The organism is Geodermatophilus sp. SYSU D01186, assembly GCF_054050215.1.
Map to the genome: position 1 here is coordinate 1 of NZ_JBJGYW010000044.1, position 15,148 is coordinate 15,148.

A 15,148-nucleotide genomic window follows, 5' to 3' on the forward strand; every position below is an offset into this window, starting at 1 on the left:
CCCGCGTGACCTCGCAAGCTCGGTTCCGCGCCGCTCGTCGCTGGCGCTCCTCGGCCGCGGAACCGGCGGTGCCGTGCGCCCGCGTGACCTCGCAAGCTCGGTTCCGCGCCGCTCGTCGCTGGCGCTCGTCGGCCGCGGAACCGGCGGTGCCGTGCGCCCGCGTGACCTCGCAAGCTCGGTCACGTGTCCTCCTCGCTGGCGCTCGTCGGCCGCGGTCGCGGCTGCCCCCGGTGAGGGGCCGCAGGCGCACTCTGCCGCCATTGTCCCCCGAGCGGCAGGTACGGCGCCGTCGGAGGCCTGCCGGGTCACCCCACAGGGGCCACCACCGGCGTGCAGCCGCAGTCCGGGTGGACCGGCCACCGCCGGGTGCGGGGGAGGAGGTCCGGCGCGCGCAGCTCCAGGGTCGCGCCCAGCGCCACGGGTGCGGCGCGACCGTCGAGGTAGGCCAGCGCCTGGACGGCCGCGACCACCGCCGTCATCAGGCAGGTGACCGTGGCCCCGCCCGGCACCCCGCCACCGGCGGTCAGCTGTGCGGCCAAGGCCGGCCACCGCGGGTCGGCGTCCCTGCGGTGCAGGTCCGCGCACCGCAGGCAGCTGCTCGCGCCCGGGACGACCAGGGGTCCGACCACGCCGGTCTCCCCGCGGACGGTGGCGACCAGATGGGGGACACCGCGGGCCAGCAGCTCCGCGGCCGTCGGGTCGGAGGCGGTCCACGGGCCGGTGAGGACGACGAGGTCGGGGGACGTGCCGGCCGGCAGGGGCCGGAGGTCGGTCTGCGGGCTGGCCCTGCGGACGGCGTCGGCCGCCGCGAGGGCCCGGGGACGCCCCTCGTCCGCCGCGTCGAGCCCGCCGACGACGGCCTCCCCGGCGGTGACGAGGCCGCCGTCGCGGACGCTGACCCGGCCCACGCCGCTGGCGGCCAGCAGGGCGGCGAGGGGGACCCCCACGCGGGTGGCTCCCTCGACCACCACCGCCGCCGCCCGGCGTGCCTGCCACGCCGAGCCCCTCGGGAGCCGCACGGCGCCCGGCCCGGTCGCGGCGGGCAGCTCCGCCCGCGTCCGGGCGGCGGCGGCCGGCCCCGCATCGGCGGCCAGCAGGTCGGCGGCGTCGAGGTCGACCAGCAGTCCGGTGGCCCGGAGGCCGTCGAGCAGATCGGCGACGGCCGCCGGGTCGTGACCGGCGCGGGCGGCCTCGGCGACCACGGTGCGCTGCGGGCGGCGCCCGTCGAGCCCGCGCAGGAGTGCGATGAGGCCGGTGTCGGGGCCCACGAGCAGGCCGTCGGCCGTGTCGACACCACCCACCTGCACCGCGGCGTCGCCACCGGGGGTGGTCGACCGCAGCAGGGGGACGGTCGGGGGGAGCAGCGGGTGCGCGGTCTCACTCACGCCGGCAGGGTGCCAGCGGGAGCGGCCGGCCCGCTGGCGTCGTCCACAGGCCGGGGACGACGACGGCGGCGCCCGCAGTGCGGGACGCCGCCGTCCGGGGCCGGGGACTCAGGCCTTGCCGAGGATCCGGTTCATCTTCGTGCCGCACACGGGGCAGGTGCCCTGCGCCATGCGGCGGCCGGACTCGCTGACCTTGACCTCGCCGTCGAAGTCGCGCTTCTCCTTGCACTTCACGCAGTAGCCGTTGTAGCTCTCCGCCACGGTGCCTCCTCGTCGTCCGGACCTCTCGGCACCCGTCTCGGGCGCCGTTGCCCGGGAACGCTACCCGGCGCCGGGCGCCCTCCCCGGTCCACGGGGAGGTGCGACCGCTCCGTCGACCCACAGCCTGTGGACAGACCTGTGGGGGGCGTGGGGACGTGGCGGCGTGTCGCTGTGCGCAGGCCGGGGACGGGCGCGCGCCGGGGCCTGTGACCAGTGCCCTGGTTCCCGGCCGACCTGCGGGAACACCGCACCGGGGGGTGTGGACGGGGCGCGTCCCCGGGACGGGCGCCGTCGTGTCCACCGTCCGTGCGACAAACCCCCGAGCGGGGGCGGGTCCTGGCGCGGTGCGTCGGCCGGGGGAACTACGGTTCCTGCGTGCCCGGAACGACCCCCGACGCCACGCACGGCCCCGTCCCCGCCGCACGACCGGACGACCGCCGGGCTGCCCGCGCCGTCCCCAGCGCCGGGGTGGCGCGCGGGCGGTCGGCGTCGGTGCTCCCGGACGACGTCGAGGTGCGGCGCAGCGCCCGCCGCCGCCGGACGGTGACCGCCTACCGGGAGTCCGGCCGCACCGTCGTCCTCATCCCGGCCGCCTTCAGCCCCGCCGAGGAGCGCCGCTGGGTGGCGCAGATGGTCGCGAAGCTGCAGACCCGCGAGGAGCGGCGCCGGCGTTCCCTGGGTGGGGACGACGAGCTGATGGCCCGGGCGCGGGCGCTCTCGGAGACCCACCTCGACGGTGTCCCGCAGCCGGCGAGCGTGCGCTGGGTCGACAACCAGCAGCGGCGCTGGGGGTCGTGCACCCCGGCCGACCGCACCATCCGGCTGTCCAGCCGGCTGCGCACGATGCCGGAGTACGTCGTGGACTACGTGCTGGTCCACGAGCTCGCCCACCTCATCGAGCCCAGCCACGACGCGCGCTTCTGGGCGCTGGTGGCGCGCTACCCGCGGGCCGAGCGGGCCCGCGGGTTCCTCGAGGGCGTCGAGGTCGCGCAGTCCGGGGGCGAGAGCCCGTCGACCGGGGACGACGACCCGGTCGACTGAGCGCCCCCGGGCTCAGCCCTGCGGGCCCTCCTCGGGGGCGTCGCGGCGGCGCTCGGCGTCGTCGGCGGTGAGGCGCCGCAACTCGTCGTCCGCCCCCTGACGGGCCACGAAGTCCAGCGGCTCGTCGAGGTCGTCGGAGGTGGGCAGCAGGTCGGGGTGGGACCACAGCCGGTCCCGCTCGGCGCTGCCGTATCGCTGGGCCATCGCACCCCAGACCGTCGCCGCGTCGCGCAGCCGGCGCGGGCGCAGCTGCAGGCCGACCAGGGTGGCGAAGGTCTGCTCGGCCGGACCCCCGGAGGCCCGGCGGCGGCGCATGGTCTCGGCGAGCGCGCCGTGACCGGGCAGCCGCTCACCGGCGGCCGCGGCGACGACGGCGTCCACCCAGCCCTCAACCAGGGCCAGCAGGGTCTCCAGCCGGCGCAGCGCCATCTGCTGCTCCGGGGTCTCCTCCGGCTCGAGCAGGCCGCTGCCCAGCAGCTGCTGGATGCTCTCGGGGTCGGTCGGGTCGATGCCGCCCATCGAGCCCATCGCCTCGCTGACGCCGCGCTCGATGGCCTCGCGGTCGACGTTGATGCCCCGCGCGTAGGCGTGCACGGCGTCGTGCAGCTGCTGGCGCAGCCACGGCACGTGGGCGAACAGCCGCTGGGAGGCGGCCTCGCGCAGCGCCAGGAAGAGCCGCACCTCGTCGAGGGGGCGGTCGAGGCCGGTGGCGAACTCGGCGACGTTCTGCGGCAGCAGGACCCCGGAGCCGGCCGGTGCCAGCGGCAGCCCGATCTCGGTGCTGGTGAGGACCTCCCCGGAGAGCCGGCCGAGGGCCTGGCCGACCTGGGCGCCGAAGAGGACCCCGCCCATGCGGCCCATGAGTCCGCCGAGCGGTCCCGCCATCGCGGCGGCCTCGGGCGGCAGTGCGCCGGTCATGGCGGACACGACGCGCTCGGCGAGCGGGTCGATGAGGCTGCTCCACGCGGGCAGGGTCTGCTCCACCCACTCGACCCGCGACCAGGCCAGCGGCCGGTCGACGCCGGAGGGGAGCTCCGTCACCTGGTCCAGCCACAGGTCGGCCAGCCGCAGCGCCTCGGCGACGGCGGTGCGCTCGGACTCCGACGTCGGCTGCGACCCCGCGGCCAGCGAGCTGATCGCACCCTGCCGGGCGAGGTCCCAGTTGACCGGGCCGCCCGACCAGTTCATGAGCTTCTGCAGCTCGGCGAACAGGGGCATCTTGGCGAGCAGCTCCTCGGGGGCGCCCGCGCCCGCGCCGCCGCCACCGAAGAGGGCACCGAACCCGAACGGGTCGTTGCCGGCCCCCGATCCGGACTCGCCGCGACGCTCGGGGTCGCGGTCGGGGACGCCGAAGCCGAACGGGAGATCGCTCATGCCCCCACGGTAGACGCGTGATCTTCCCGCCGGGTCGCCGTCCGCCCGCAGCGGAACCGGGAACCGCCGAGGCCGCGGCCGCGTCCAGGTGCGCGACATAGGCTGGCCGGTCGTGACCCGTCGGATGGCCGTCCTCAGCGTCGGTGTCGTGCTGCTGGTGGTCTTCGGGCTGCTCGGCGCCGCGGTGCCGGTGCCCTACGTCGCGCAGGTGCCCGGGCCGACGTTCGACACGCTGGGGGAGATCGACGGCGAGCCGGTGATCGACGTCCAGGGGCGCGAGCGCAATGACGTCGACGGGCAGCTGACGCTGACCACCGTCGGGGTCAGCCGCGCCGGCCTCAGCCTCGTCGAGGCGGTGCGGGGCTGGTTCGACGACGAGGTCAGCGTCGTTCCCGAGGAGTCGGTCTACCCCTCCGGGCGCAGCGTGGAGGAGACCCGTGAGGCCAACCGGAAGGCCTTCCTGAGCTCGGAGGAGGCCGCCGAGGCCGCGGCGCTCGCCCAGCTCGGCCACCCGGTCAAGGTCGTCGTGCGGGGGCTGTCGGACGACTCGCCCTCCGACGGGCTGCTGGAGGAGGGCGACGCGCTCGACAGCGTCGACGGCCGCCCGACGCCCGACACGGAGGCGCTCGACGAGGTCCTGGGCTCGATCCCCGGCGGGTCGACGGTCACCGTCGGCTACACCCGCCTGGGCCGGCCGGGGACGGCGACGGTCACCACCGGCACCGCCGAGGACGGCGGGGGCTCGCTGCTGGGGGTGCTCGTCCGCGAGCAGCCCTCGGCGCCGTTCGACGTCGACATCCGGGTGGCCGACGTCGGCGGTCCGTCGGCCGGGCTGATGCTCAGCCTCGGCATCCTCGACCTGGTCGGCGACACCGACCTGACCGGCGGTGCCATGGTGGCCGGCTCCGGGACCATCGACGCCGACGGCGACGTCGGCCCGATCGGCGGGATCCAGCTGAAGATGGTCGCCGCGGCCGACATCGGCGCCGAGCTGTTCCTCGTGCCGGCGGACAACTGCGCCGACGCGCTGGCCGCCCCTCAGCCGGGGCTGACCACGGCGCGGGTCGCCACGCTCGACGACGCCCTCGAGGCCCTCGCCGACCTCCGCGCGGACCGGACACCGGAACCCTGCTGACGACGCCCCTGCCGCACGCCGTCGCCGGCGTGGGGGAAGCTGTCGGCCGGAGTGGGCGATCGGGGAACCCGGCGCGGTCCCGCGCGTTGGTCTGGGTTGACGGACCGCGCCGGCAGCCGTGCCGGCCGGCCCGGCCACCCGCGGCCGGCAACCCCGTGGCTGCCCGCCACGACCGCAACTGAAGGAGACCGCTCGTGGCCATGCGGCCCCCCGTGTCCGTGCCGACGCTCTCGCGGCGCGCGAAGGTGGTCATCGGGGCCATCGCCGTGCTGCTGGTGCTGTTCACGGCCATCGGGACACTCACCAACGTCTACGTCGACTACCTCTGGTTCGACGAGACCGGCTACACCGAGGTCTTCTGGACCGAGCTGCAGACGCGTGCCCTGCTGTTCGCCATCGCAGGGGTCGCCACCGGTGGCCTCACCGCGCTGTCGATCTACCTCGCCTACCGGTTCCGGCCCACGTTCCGGCCGATGTCGCTCGAGCAGCAGAACCTCGAGCGGTACCGCCAGTCCCTGGAGCCGCGCCGCACCCTGGTGCTCAGCGCGGTCGCCGTCGTCCTCGGCCTGTTCGCCGGGTTCACCGCCCAGAGCAACTGGGAGACGTGGCTGACCTTCCGGAACTCCACCGACTTCGGCCAGACCGACCCGCAGTTCGGCCTCGACACCTCCTTCTTCGTCTTCGACTACCCCTTCTACCGGCTGCTGCTGGGCTTCGGCTTCGCGATCGTGCTGCTGTCGCTGATCGGGGCGCTGCTGACCCACTACGTCTTCGGCGGCCTGCGGCTGCAGACGCCGGGGCAGAAGCTGACCTCGGCGGCGATGATCCAGCTGTCGGTCCTGCTCGGCCTGTTCGTCGCCCTCAAGGCGGCCGCCTACTGGCTGGACCGCTACGGGCTGGTCTACTCCGACCGCGGCGAGCTGTTCAGCGGCGCCAGCTACACCGACGTCAACGCGCTGCTCCCGGCCAAGACGATCCTCGTGTTCGCCGCGGCGGTCTGCGCGATCGCGTTCTTCGCCAACGTCGTCGTCCGCAACTTCCGGCTGCCGGCCGCCGCGCTGGTGCTGCTGCTCCTCTCGAGCCTGGTCATCGGCGTGGCCTATCCGGCGATCGTGCAGCAGTTCGTGGTGCGGCCCAGCGCCGACCAGCGGGAGTCGGACTACATCGAGCGGGCGATCGCCTCGACCCGGCAGGCCTACGACCTCGCCGACGTCGAGTACATCGACTACGCGCAGCAGAGCACCGGCGACGAGGTGGACACGCAGGCGGCGCTGGCCGAGCTGCGCAACGACACCGAGACGATCCCCAACGCCCGGCTGCTGGACCCCAACGTCCTGGCCGACACGTTCACCGCGCGCCAGCAGATCCGCAACGTCTACGGCTTCCCGGAGAAGCTGGACATCGACCGGTACACGATCGACGGCGAGACCCGCGACTACGTCGTCGCCGTCCGTGAGCTCGACAGCGAGGGCCTGTCGGAGAACCAGGACACCTGGATCAACCGGCACACCGTCTACACGCACGGCAACGGCTTCGTCGCGGCCCCGGCCAACGAGGTCGTGGCGGGGCAGGAGGGCGGCGAGCCCAACTTCACCACCCGCGACCTGCCCACCGTGGGCAACATCGACGTCGAGCAGCCGCGGATCTACTACGGCGAGCTGATCGACGACTACTCGGTGGTGGGTGCTCCCGAGGGGGCCACGCCGCGCGAGTTCGACCAGCCCGAGGACGGCTCCGACGAGGGCCAGATCAACAACACCTACGACGGCGAGGGCGGCGTCGCGATCGGCAGCTTCTTCCGGCAGCTGACCTTCGCGATCTACTACCGGGAGCGGAACTTCCTGCTCTCCAGCGCGGTCAACGACGGCTCGAAGGTGCTCTACGTCCGCGACCCGCGGGAGCGCGTGGAGAAGGCCGCGCCGTTCCTCGAGGTGGACGGCGACCCGTACCCGGCGGTCATCGACGGCCGGGTCACCTGGATCCTCGACGGCTACACGACGTCGGACTCCTACCCGTACTCGGAGTCGATGGAGCTCGGCGAGGCCGCGTCCGACGCGCTGACCGGCACCGGGACGACGGCGCTGCCGAACGAGCAGTTCAACTACATCCGCAACTCGGTGAAGGCCACCGTGGACGCCTACGACGGCACGGTGACCCTCTACGAGTGGGACGAGGCCGACCCGGTCCTCGAGACGTACATGAAGTCCTTCCCCGGGGTGATCCAGCCGCGTGACCAGATGTCCGACGAGCTGGTCGGGCACGTCCGCTACCCGGAGGACCTGTTCAAGCTGCAGCGGGACATCCTCACCCGCTACCACGTCAGCGACCCGGTCGACTTCTACAACCAGAACGACCGCTGGCAGGTGCCGGCCGACCCGACCCAGGACACCCAGGAGGCGCAGCCGCCGTACTACATCCTGGCGCAGCGGCCCGGTGACGAGCAGGCCAGTTTCCAGCTGACCAGCGCGCTCAACGCCTTCCGCCGCGAGAACCTGTCGTCGTTCATCTCCGCGTCCAGCGACCCGGCGACGTACGGGGAGATCCAGGTGCTGCGGCTGCCGGGCAACACCCCGTTCCGCGGTCCGCAGCAGGTGCAGCAGTCGTTCATCACGAACAACCAGGTGCGCCCGGACCTCACGCTGTTCAACAGCCAGGAGTCGCGGGCGGTGTTCGGCAACCTGCTGACCCTGCCGATCGGCGGGAACGGCCTGCTCTACGTGGAGCCGCTGTACGTGGAGGGCACGGGGGAGAACTCCTTCCCGCTGCTGCAGAAGGTGCTGGTCAACTACGGCGACCGGGTCGGCTACGCGAACACGCTGGCCGAGGCGCTGGACCAGGTGTTCGGCGCCGGGGCGGGGGAGTCGGCCACCGACAGCGACGGGACGCCGACGCCCACGACGCCCACGGAGCCGACCACCCCGGCCGAGCCGACGACGCCCGTGGAGCCGGCACCCGATGCGGGCGGGACGGCGGACGTCCCGGCGATGGAGCAGGCGGTCAGCGACATCAACGCCGCCCTCCAGGCGCTGGAGAACGCGCAGCGCAACGGCGACTTCGCCGCGCAGGGTCAGGCGCTGGCCGACCTCCAGACCGCCGTCGAGGCCTACCAGGCCGCCCAGGGCGCCGCGGCGTCGCCGGGCGGCTGAGCCCACCCACACGGGTCCGGGGCGGCCGCCCCGGACCCGTGTGGTGAGGCCCACCCCGGACCCGGGTGCACCCACTCCCGGCGAGGGGGTACGCTGGTCCTACCGACGCGGGGTGGAGCAGCTCGGTAGCTCGCTGGGCTCATAACCCAGAGGTCGCAGGTTCGAATCCTGCCCCCGCTACTACGCGGACGTGCGATTCCGCTGTCTCGGACCGGCCCCTACCGCTTGGCGGTAGGGGCCGGTGCCGTTTCCGGCCCCGGTGCGGGCGGCTGGTGCGCCGGCGATGCCCAGGCATCTGTGTGGGCGTTGCCAGGGCGTCGGCCGCGTGTCACCTCTGCAGCCCCGACGGGAGCAGGGATCTCTGCCGGCCGCCACGCACGCGGGTGCGCACCGGCCGGGCAGCCTGGCCCGAGCCCACCGGGGAGGGCGATTCCGGCCGGAACGGCGGCTCGCTCGTCACGGACCCGGATCAGCCGGACGTCGGTGCCTGGTGTGGCTCTCATCGCGTGAGCGGGTCTTCGTCCTCGTGGGGTGACGCCGCGTGCGGACGATCGCTGCAGGCTGACAGTCACGAGCAGGCGCGTCACCGGCGTCCTGCTCACACGACAGGGAGGGGCGACCGATGAACGGCTGGCTCATGTGGGGCCTGATCCTTCCGCTGCTGCTGGTCATCGCCGGAGTCATCACCATCCGACGCCGCAACCACCGGCCCTGACCCGGACCTCCCGCCGCTCGTGGACCGCCGCCCTCCCGGTGACTCATCGAGAACCACGGCGACCAGCGGCGAGAGGCCGGACCGCTCCCGCGCCGCGTCCGGCTCGACGCGCCGTCATCGACGACTCGATGGAGCGAGCTGTCCGGCACGACACCGCCGCACCGCCGTCTCCGTCTCCACTCGTGCCTCGGCGCGGCCGTCGCGACGTCCTTCGCGCGGACCGGAGTTCCATGACATCCCCGTCGCCATCGGCTGAACGAGCGGGGCGGGGTCTTCTACGTCGCCGTCCCTTCCACGCGGCGGTCGCCGACGGAGCCGTGCCCGGGGGGCGCGGCGGTGGGTGCGAGCAGGTGCAGTTCGCGGGCCCGTCGGACGGCCTCGTTGCGGCGGGTCGCGCCGAGCTTGCGCAGGATGGTGCGGACGTGGGTGCGCACAGTGTTGACGGAGATGAAGAGCGCGGCGGCGATCTCGGCGGTGGAGAGCATCCCGGCGAGCAGCTGCAGGACCTCCAGCTCGCGCGGGCTGAGCTCGCCGATGATCGCCGATGGCGGCTTCGGACCAGGTGACCCGGTGATCGCCTCGGCCGGGTGGCGGGGTGTGGGGATGGCCGGTGCGGTGGGGTTGAGCCAGGCGCCGACGGTGGCAAGAGGTGGATGGGCGCGCAGCAGCGGACGCAGCCGCGGTGGCGCGTCGAGGAAGGGCCGGCGCAGCCGCTCAGGTTCGGCCAGGTGCAGGGCGTTGTCCAGCGTGGCGAGAGAGGTGGCGGTGTCGCCGGCGGCGGCGAGCAGGCAAGCGCGGACGACGGCGTCCTCGACGGCGAGCCCCAGCGGCAGCGGGCCGCCGGCGTCGGCCGCGCCGGGAGCCGCGAGGCCTTCGCCGACGGCGGACAGCCCGAGAGCCGTGGCGGTGGCGCGCATCACTCGGCGCCGCGGCGAGCCGGGCGGCAGGCGGTCGAGCAGACCCTGCGCGCCTGGACCGTCGTGGCGGGCGAGGCGGATGCGGATGGCCTCGGTGAGGACGTGCTCGCGCACCCAGCCCGGGGTCCCCACCATGTCCAGGGCCGGCTGGAGGGCTTGCTCGGCGGGGTCGAGCTCGCCGCGGGCCCGACGCAGCCGGCTGTTCAGCACGGCGAGCAACGGGCTGCTGATCTGGAGGTCTGGGCGCCGTTGCGCGGCACGGGTCAGCCAGCGGCGGGCGGTGGCGAGTTCGTGGCGGTCCACGGCGGCCCAGGCGGCGGTGATGGCCGCAGCGGGGGCCCGGTCCGGCTCCGGCAGGCGGCCTTCGTCGGCGAGGGACTCGTAGTCGGCGGCCAGCTTCGTCGCGCGCCGCAGCCGTCCGACCAACGCCTCGAGCAGCGCCAGGTCGGCCAGGCAGCGAGCGTCCAGCCGGGGTGCGTCGCAGGCGCGGCCCGCGGCCAGAGCGCGCGCGAAGGCTTCACGCAGCGCCCGTTCGGGGAGCTCGCTGGTCAGTAGCGCCATGGCCTGGCTGCAGGCGAGCACGGCGGTCAGCTCGGCTCGCCGCTGCGCCTGTCCGTCGGGCAGCGCCGCGATCAGGGACTCAGCGGTCACGGCGGCCGCACGCACGCGATCGGCGACCGGGCCGGCGGCCACGGCGGCGGCGCAGACGACGGCCGCGCCGATGCGCAGGGCGGGGCGAGCATCCGAATCGCCGGCGACCGCCGCGGCGACGGTGAGATCGGGGAGCGCCGCCGGACGATCCGCGGCGAGCGCAGTCGCGGCCCGCAGCACCGCAGCGTCCGGCCCGCCCGTGCTCACCGGCGGAGCCCCGCGGGCGGAGCCGCGGGTCAGCAGGTGGCCGACCGCGAGGTCGTCGATGAGCAGCCGGGCGGCCAACTTCTGGTCGCCGGCGGCGCGGGCGTGCTCGACCGCGACCGCCAGGCGCCCCGCGGCGGCGTACCAGTCCGCGCAGAGGTGATGGCCGGTGGCGAACGCGACCGGGTCCTCGTAGGCCAGCTGGCCCTGCAGCAGCTCGCGGAACAGGGCGTGGATGCGGTAGCCGCCGGGGGCGCCGGCGGCGCGCTCGACGAAGGCGTGTTCCGCGGCCAGCCCTGCGAGGATGCGGCCGCCGCCGGGCCGGCCGGCGAGGGAGTCGACCAGTTCCGGCCACAACTCGCGGGTGGCGCTGACCCGCAGCAGGAACCGGCGCACCGCGGTCGGCTGGTGCTCGAGCACCTCGGCGACCAGGTACTGGGCGACGCTGCCATCGTCGGCGGCGAGCGAGGCGAGTAGCCGGTCGGGGTCCATGCCCTGGGTGAGCGGGGCGGCGGCCAGTCGCAGCGCGGCCGCCCAGCCCTCGGTTCCCCGCTGCAGCGCCGCGGCCACATCGGCGGCCACCGGGGCGCCGAGAGAGGCCAGCAGCTCGCCGGTCTCCTCGGCGGTGAAGGCGAGGTCGTCGGTGCGGATCTCGGTGAGCCGGTCGTCGAGCCGATAGCGGTGCAGCGGCAGCAGCGGATCGGCGCGGGCGCACAGCACCAGCCGCAGCCGCGCACCGGTGTGCCGCACGAGCAGGTCCAGGGCGCCGGTGAGCTCGCGGGCGGTGAGGTTGTCGGCGTTGTCGAGGATGAGCACCACCGGCTCCGGCTGCGCGGCCAGCGCCGCAGCCAGGCCCGTCGGCCAGGCCCCCGCGGCGGGGGCGCCGGAGCCCCGCGCCGGAAGGTCCGGCAGGGCCAGCCCGGCCTGCCGCAGCGCCGCCAGGAGATGGGGCGGGAAGACGGCCGGGTCGTCGTCACCGGCGTCCACCGACAGCCATGCCAGGCGGCGGCCCTGCTGCGCGCGCATCCACGTGGCCGCGAGCACCGTCTTTCCCGAACCGGCGGGGCCGGACAGCAGTGTCACCGGCGTGCTGGCCACCCCGCGGGTCAGCGCCTGCAGCAGCCGCGGCCGGGGCAGCGGCGCAAAGCCCAGCGGCGGTGGGCTCAACTTGTCCAGCAGGACCGTCCCGGTCCAGTCCGGGGCGCTGTGCTCGGGCCGGGAGCGGCGTGCCTGGAGGGTCTCCGCAGTCGCCTGGAACATCGGTCTGCTCCACTGCCGGTCGGGCCGGACGGGCGATGCGACGGGCCGCTTCTCGGGTGACTCGCCTGCCGGGCGGTGCGCGGTCATCTTGACCACAACCAATCTGTCTCGACACAGGGCCGTTGGTCCTCGGAGCGGACACCCTCGGTCGGTGGCCGCTGGCCGGGTCCTCGGGTGGGCTCGGTCAGAGCAGTCCGAGGTCTCGGGCTCGCGGCACCACCTGCTGCCGGTTGGTGACGTCCAGCTTGGCGCGGAGGTGGTGGATGCGGGCGCGGACCGTGTTCGTGGAGATCGACATGGCCACGGCGATCTGCGCGGTCGATCGACCGGCGGCGAGCAGGCGCAGCGCGTCGATCTCCCGGGCAGACAGGACCGGCCTTCCGTCGTGGCGCGCGCCGTCGGATTCGGCAGCGGGCGGATCGGGCATGGCGGCGCTCCGTTCCCCACGGTCGCACCGCACCCGGCCGCTCCCGGTCCGTTGCGACGGACTTCTGCAGCACCCCGCGGGGCCGGGCGACCGGTACGGTCGCCGCGGCTCCAGGTGCCGTCACGCTAGAAATCCGCAGCCGAAGACGCTTCACGGATGTGGTCGGCCTCTTCCGCATCCTGGCCACCGGGCGCAGCGGAAGGAGCTCACATGGACCGTTTCGTGCGCTACGCCGCGCTGACCGGCTACCCGGAGCTCGCTCGCTCCGTCGGCCTGGACCCGGCACGGCTGATGACCGACGCGGGGCTGGACATCGCCGACCTGGCCGAGCAGGACAAGTGGATCCCCGCCGTCCCGGTCGCCCGGCTGCTGGAGCGCTCGGCTGCGGAGTCCGGCGTCGAGGACTTCGCCGTCCGGCTCTCCGGCCGCCGGCGGCTCTCAGCGCTGGGCCCGCTCAGCGTGGTGCTGCGCGAAGAGCCCGATCTCCGCAGCGCCCTGGACCTGCTGATCCGCTACGAGCAGGCCTACAGCGGCATCCTCGACCTGCGGCTGCTGGAGGCCGACGGGCTGGCCACGGTGCAGGTCTGGCTGGAGTTCGGGGCGCCGGTACCGGTCCGCCAGAGCATGGACCTGACCGTGGCCAACCTGCTCGGCGTGCTGCGCTCGCTGGTGCGCGCCGACTGGCAACCGCTGTCCGTCCTCATCGCGCACCGTCCGCCGGCCGACCTCGCCGTGTTCCGGCAGGTGTTCGGCCCGGGCCTGCGCTTCGACCAGCCGTTCACCGGCGTGGTCTTCCCGGCCGGCGATCTGGACCTGCCGACGGTGACCGCCGATCCGGTGTTGCGACCCTACGCCCGCCGACTGCTGGACACCGTGCTCCCCCCACCTCCGGCGACCCCGACCGCGCAGGTCCGCTCGATGGTGGAAGTCCTGCTGCCGACCGGGCGGTGTTCCCTGGCGCACGTCAGCCGCGCCCTGCACGTCCCACCCCGCACCCTGCACCGGCACCTGGCCGAAGAGGGAGAGAGCTTCTCGGCGATCGTGACCGACATCCGCGCCGGGTGGGCCGAGCGGTACCTGGGCACCGACACCTACTCGCTGACCGAGATCGCCCATCTGCTGGGCTTCGCCGCGCCCAGTGCGTTCTCCGTGTGGTTCCGCAGCCACTTCGGCACCACCGCGACCGAGTGGCGCCAGCGCGGCCGCGCCGGGCCCGCATCGACCCTGCGGCTGCAGCACGGGAGCGACGACCGTGCCTGACGCCGGCGCCGACCCGCCGGTCCCCGGGGCGACCCGGGCGCACTACCCCTGGCTGGTCTTCGCGCTGGCGTTCGCGCTGCTGCTGTCGGACTTCATGTGCCGGCAGGTGCTGGCCGCGGTGTTCCCGTTCCTCAAGGCGCAATGGGCGCTGACCGACACCCAGCTCGGCGCGCTGAGCAGCGTCGTCGCGCTCACCGTCGCGCTGCTCACCGTTCCGCTGTCGGTGCTCGGCGACCGACTCGGCCGTCGCCGCGCCATCCTGGCGATGGCCGGGCTGTGGAGCCTGGCCACCCTGGGCTCGGCGCTCGCCGCCGACTACGGGCAGCTGCTCGCCGCCCGGGTACTCGTCGGCGTCGGCGAGGCGGCCTACGGCAGCGTCGGCCTCGCCGTCGTGCTCGCCCTCTTCCCTGCCCACCGTCGCGCGACGTTGTCCGGGGCGTTCACCGCCGGCGCCGCGTTCGGCGCCGTGCTCGGCATCGCCGTCGGAGGCGCCCTGGCCCCCCGGTTCGGCTGGCGGTGGGCCGTCGCGGCGATGGCCGTGCTCGGCCTCGTGCTCCTCGTCCTGTTCCAGATGCTGGTCACCGACGACAAGCTCGCCCGGCACACCGTGCCCGACGCCGGCGACGCCGTGCCCGGGGCTCGGTTGCGTGCGCCGCTGTCGGCGGTGCTGTCCCCGCCCGCGGTGCTGTGCACCTACCTCGGCAACGGCCTGCAACTGTTCGTCGCCGGCTCCCTGCTGGCCTGGCTGCCCAGCTACCTCAACCGCAGCTACGCGCTCCCCGCGGGGACCGCCGCCATGCTCGCCGCCGGCCTGCTGCTACTCCTGGGCGTCGGGATGATCGGCTGCGGAGCGCTCACCGACCGGCTCGCCCGCACCCGGCCGCTGCGCCGCTGGACCACCGCGATCGGCTATTCAGTGGCCTCGCTGGCCCTGCTCGGCGGCGGCTTCTCCGTGCCCGCCGGACCGGCGGAACTGGCCCTCATCGGCGCCGGGGTCTTCTTCGCCGCCGGCACCTCCGGCCCGGCCGGCGCCCTGGTCACGGAGCTGACACCCGCGTCGATCCGGGCCAGCGCGCTGGGCATGCTCGCCCTGGCCAACAACCTCATCGGCCTGACCGCCGGCCCGGTGGTCACCGGAGCGCTCGCCGACCGGTTCGGGCTGCCGACCGCGCTGCGGCTCGTGCCGGTCGTCTCCCTCGCCGCCGTGGCCGTGCTCACCATCGGACGGCGGATCACCCCGAACCGCCCGGGCCTCGCCACAGAACTGACACCGGCGACGGACTCGTAGTACCCCCGTTGCGGAGCCGTCGACCGTGGGGACCGCCGGGATGCCGGGTTGACGGCCGGCACAACGGTCGTTCGGGTCAGGACA

The 15,148-nt window shown here is 74.7% G+C and carries 11 protein-coding genes and 1 tRNA gene; 7 read left to right on the forward strand and 5 right to left on the reverse strand.

Annotation, left to right across the window (positions count from 1 at the left end; translation table 11 throughout):
- Positions 1-305: 305 nt before the first annotated feature.
- Both ACI784_RS22755 and ACI784_RS22760 read right to left on the reverse strand, forming a co-directional pair.
- Positions 306-1,385 carry a ThiF family adenylyltransferase gene (locus ACI784_RS22755; RefSeq protein WP_457015030.1) on the reverse strand — a complete coding sequence of 360 codons (1,080 nt, stop codon included), beginning with the start codon at positions 1,383-1,385 and terminating at the stop codon, positions 306-308.
- A gap of 108 nt (positions 1,386-1,493) precedes the next feature.
- Positions 1,494-1,646, reverse strand: a complete 153-nt coding sequence (locus ACI784_RS22760; RefSeq protein WP_012950213.1) for a DUF5679 domain-containing protein — start codon at positions 1,644-1,646, stop codon at positions 1,494-1,496.
- 375 nt (positions 1,647-2,021) lie between these two features.
- Here ACI784_RS22760 and ACI784_RS22765 point away from each other — a divergent pair, with 375 nt between their 5' ends.
- Positions 2,022-2,687, forward strand: coding sequence for a M48 metallopeptidase family protein (locus ACI784_RS22765; protein ID WP_457015031.1), 666 nt, complete (start codon positions 2,022-2,024; stop codon positions 2,685-2,687).
- A gap of 12 nt (positions 2,688-2,699) precedes the next feature.
- Here ACI784_RS22765 and ACI784_RS22770 read toward each other — a convergent pair whose 3' ends face one another.
- Positions 2,700-4,061, reverse strand: a complete 1,362-nt coding sequence (locus ACI784_RS22770; protein ID WP_457015032.1) for a zinc-dependent metalloprotease — start codon at positions 4,059-4,061, stop codon at positions 2,700-2,702.
- Positions 4,062-4,173: 112 nt separating this feature from the next.
- Here ACI784_RS22770 and ACI784_RS22775 point away from each other — a divergent pair, with 112 nt between their 5' ends.
- The 4 genes from ACI784_RS22775 (at position 4,174) to ACI784_RS22790 (ending at position 9,057) form a co-directional block, all read left to right on the forward strand.
- Positions 4,174-5,196 carry a YlbL family protein gene (locus ACI784_RS22775; RefSeq protein WP_456925465.1) on the forward strand — a complete coding sequence of 341 codons (1,023 nt, stop codon included), beginning with the start codon at positions 4,174-4,176 and terminating at the stop codon, positions 5,194-5,196.
- Positions 5,197-5,396: 200 nt separating this feature from the next.
- Complete coding sequence (locus ACI784_RS22780) at positions 5,397-8,342, forward strand: UPF0182 family membrane protein (RefSeq protein ID WP_457015052.1); 2,946 nt, start codon at positions 5,397-5,399, stop codon at positions 8,340-8,342.
- Between the two features lie 106 nt (positions 8,343-8,448).
- Positions 8,449-8,522 (forward strand) — tRNA-Met (locus tag ACI784_RS22785).
- 442 nt (positions 8,523-8,964) lie between these two features.
- Entirely contained in the window at positions 8,965-9,057 is a 93-nt protein-coding gene (locus ACI784_RS22790) for an LPXTG cell wall anchor domain-containing protein (protein ID WP_456925464.1), read from the forward strand.
- Between the two features lie 275 nt (positions 9,058-9,332).
- Here the strand turns inward: ACI784_RS22790 and ACI784_RS22795 are convergent, their stop codons facing one another.
- Entirely contained in the window at positions 9,333-12,089 is a 2,757-nt protein-coding gene (locus tag ACI784_RS22795; RefSeq protein ID WP_457015033.1) for a LuxR C-terminal-related transcriptional regulator, read from the reverse strand.
- Between the two features lie 184 nt (positions 12,090-12,273).
- Positions 12,274-12,516: a response regulator transcription factor gene (locus tag ACI784_RS22800; RefSeq protein WP_457015034.1), complete on the reverse strand. Its 243-nt coding sequence runs from the start codon at positions 12,514-12,516 to the stop codon at positions 12,274-12,276.
- A 210-nt stretch (positions 12,517-12,726) separates the two neighbouring features.
- Between ACI784_RS22800 and ACI784_RS22805 the strand changes: the two genes are divergently transcribed.
- Both ACI784_RS22805 and ACI784_RS22810 read left to right on the forward strand, forming a co-directional pair.
- A complete protein-coding gene (locus ACI784_RS22805) occupies positions 12,727-13,776 on the forward strand; it encodes an AraC family transcriptional regulator (RefSeq protein ID WP_457015035.1) in 1,050 nt (349 codons plus the stop codon).
- Positions 13,769-15,064, forward strand: a complete 1,296-nt coding sequence (locus tag ACI784_RS22810; protein WP_457015036.1) for an MFS transporter — start codon at positions 13,769-13,771, stop codon at positions 15,062-15,064. The genes ACI784_RS22805 and ACI784_RS22810 overlap by 8 nt, the downstream gene beginning before the upstream one ends.
- Positions 15,065-15,148 lie beyond the last annotated feature (84 nt).

Excerpts from the sequence above, each read along its gene's own strand:
- ACI784_RS22770 (WP_457015032.1), bottom strand. The coding sequence starts at position 4,061 with ATGAGCGATCTCCCGTTCGGCTTCGGCGTCCCCGACCGCGACCCCGAG.
- ACI784_RS22780 (WP_457015052.1), top strand. The coding sequence starts at position 5,397 with ATGCGGCCCCCCGTGTCCGTGCCGACGCTCTCGCGGCGCGCGAAGGTG.
- ACI784_RS22790 (WP_456925464.1), top strand. The coding sequence starts at position 8,965 with ATGAACGGCTGGCTCATGTGGGGCCTGATCCTTCCGCTGCTGCTGGTC.
- ACI784_RS22795 (WP_457015033.1), bottom strand. The coding sequence starts at position 12,089 with ATGTTCCAGGCGACTGCGGAGACCCTCCAGGCACGCCGCTCCCGGCCC.
- ACI784_RS22800 (WP_457015034.1), bottom strand. The coding sequence starts at position 12,516 with ATGCCCGATCCGCCCGCTGCCGAATCCGACGGCGCGCGCCACGACGGA.
- ACI784_RS22805 (WP_457015035.1), top strand. The coding sequence starts at position 12,727 with ATGGACCGTTTCGTGCGCTACGCCGCGCTGACCGGCTACCCGGAGCTC.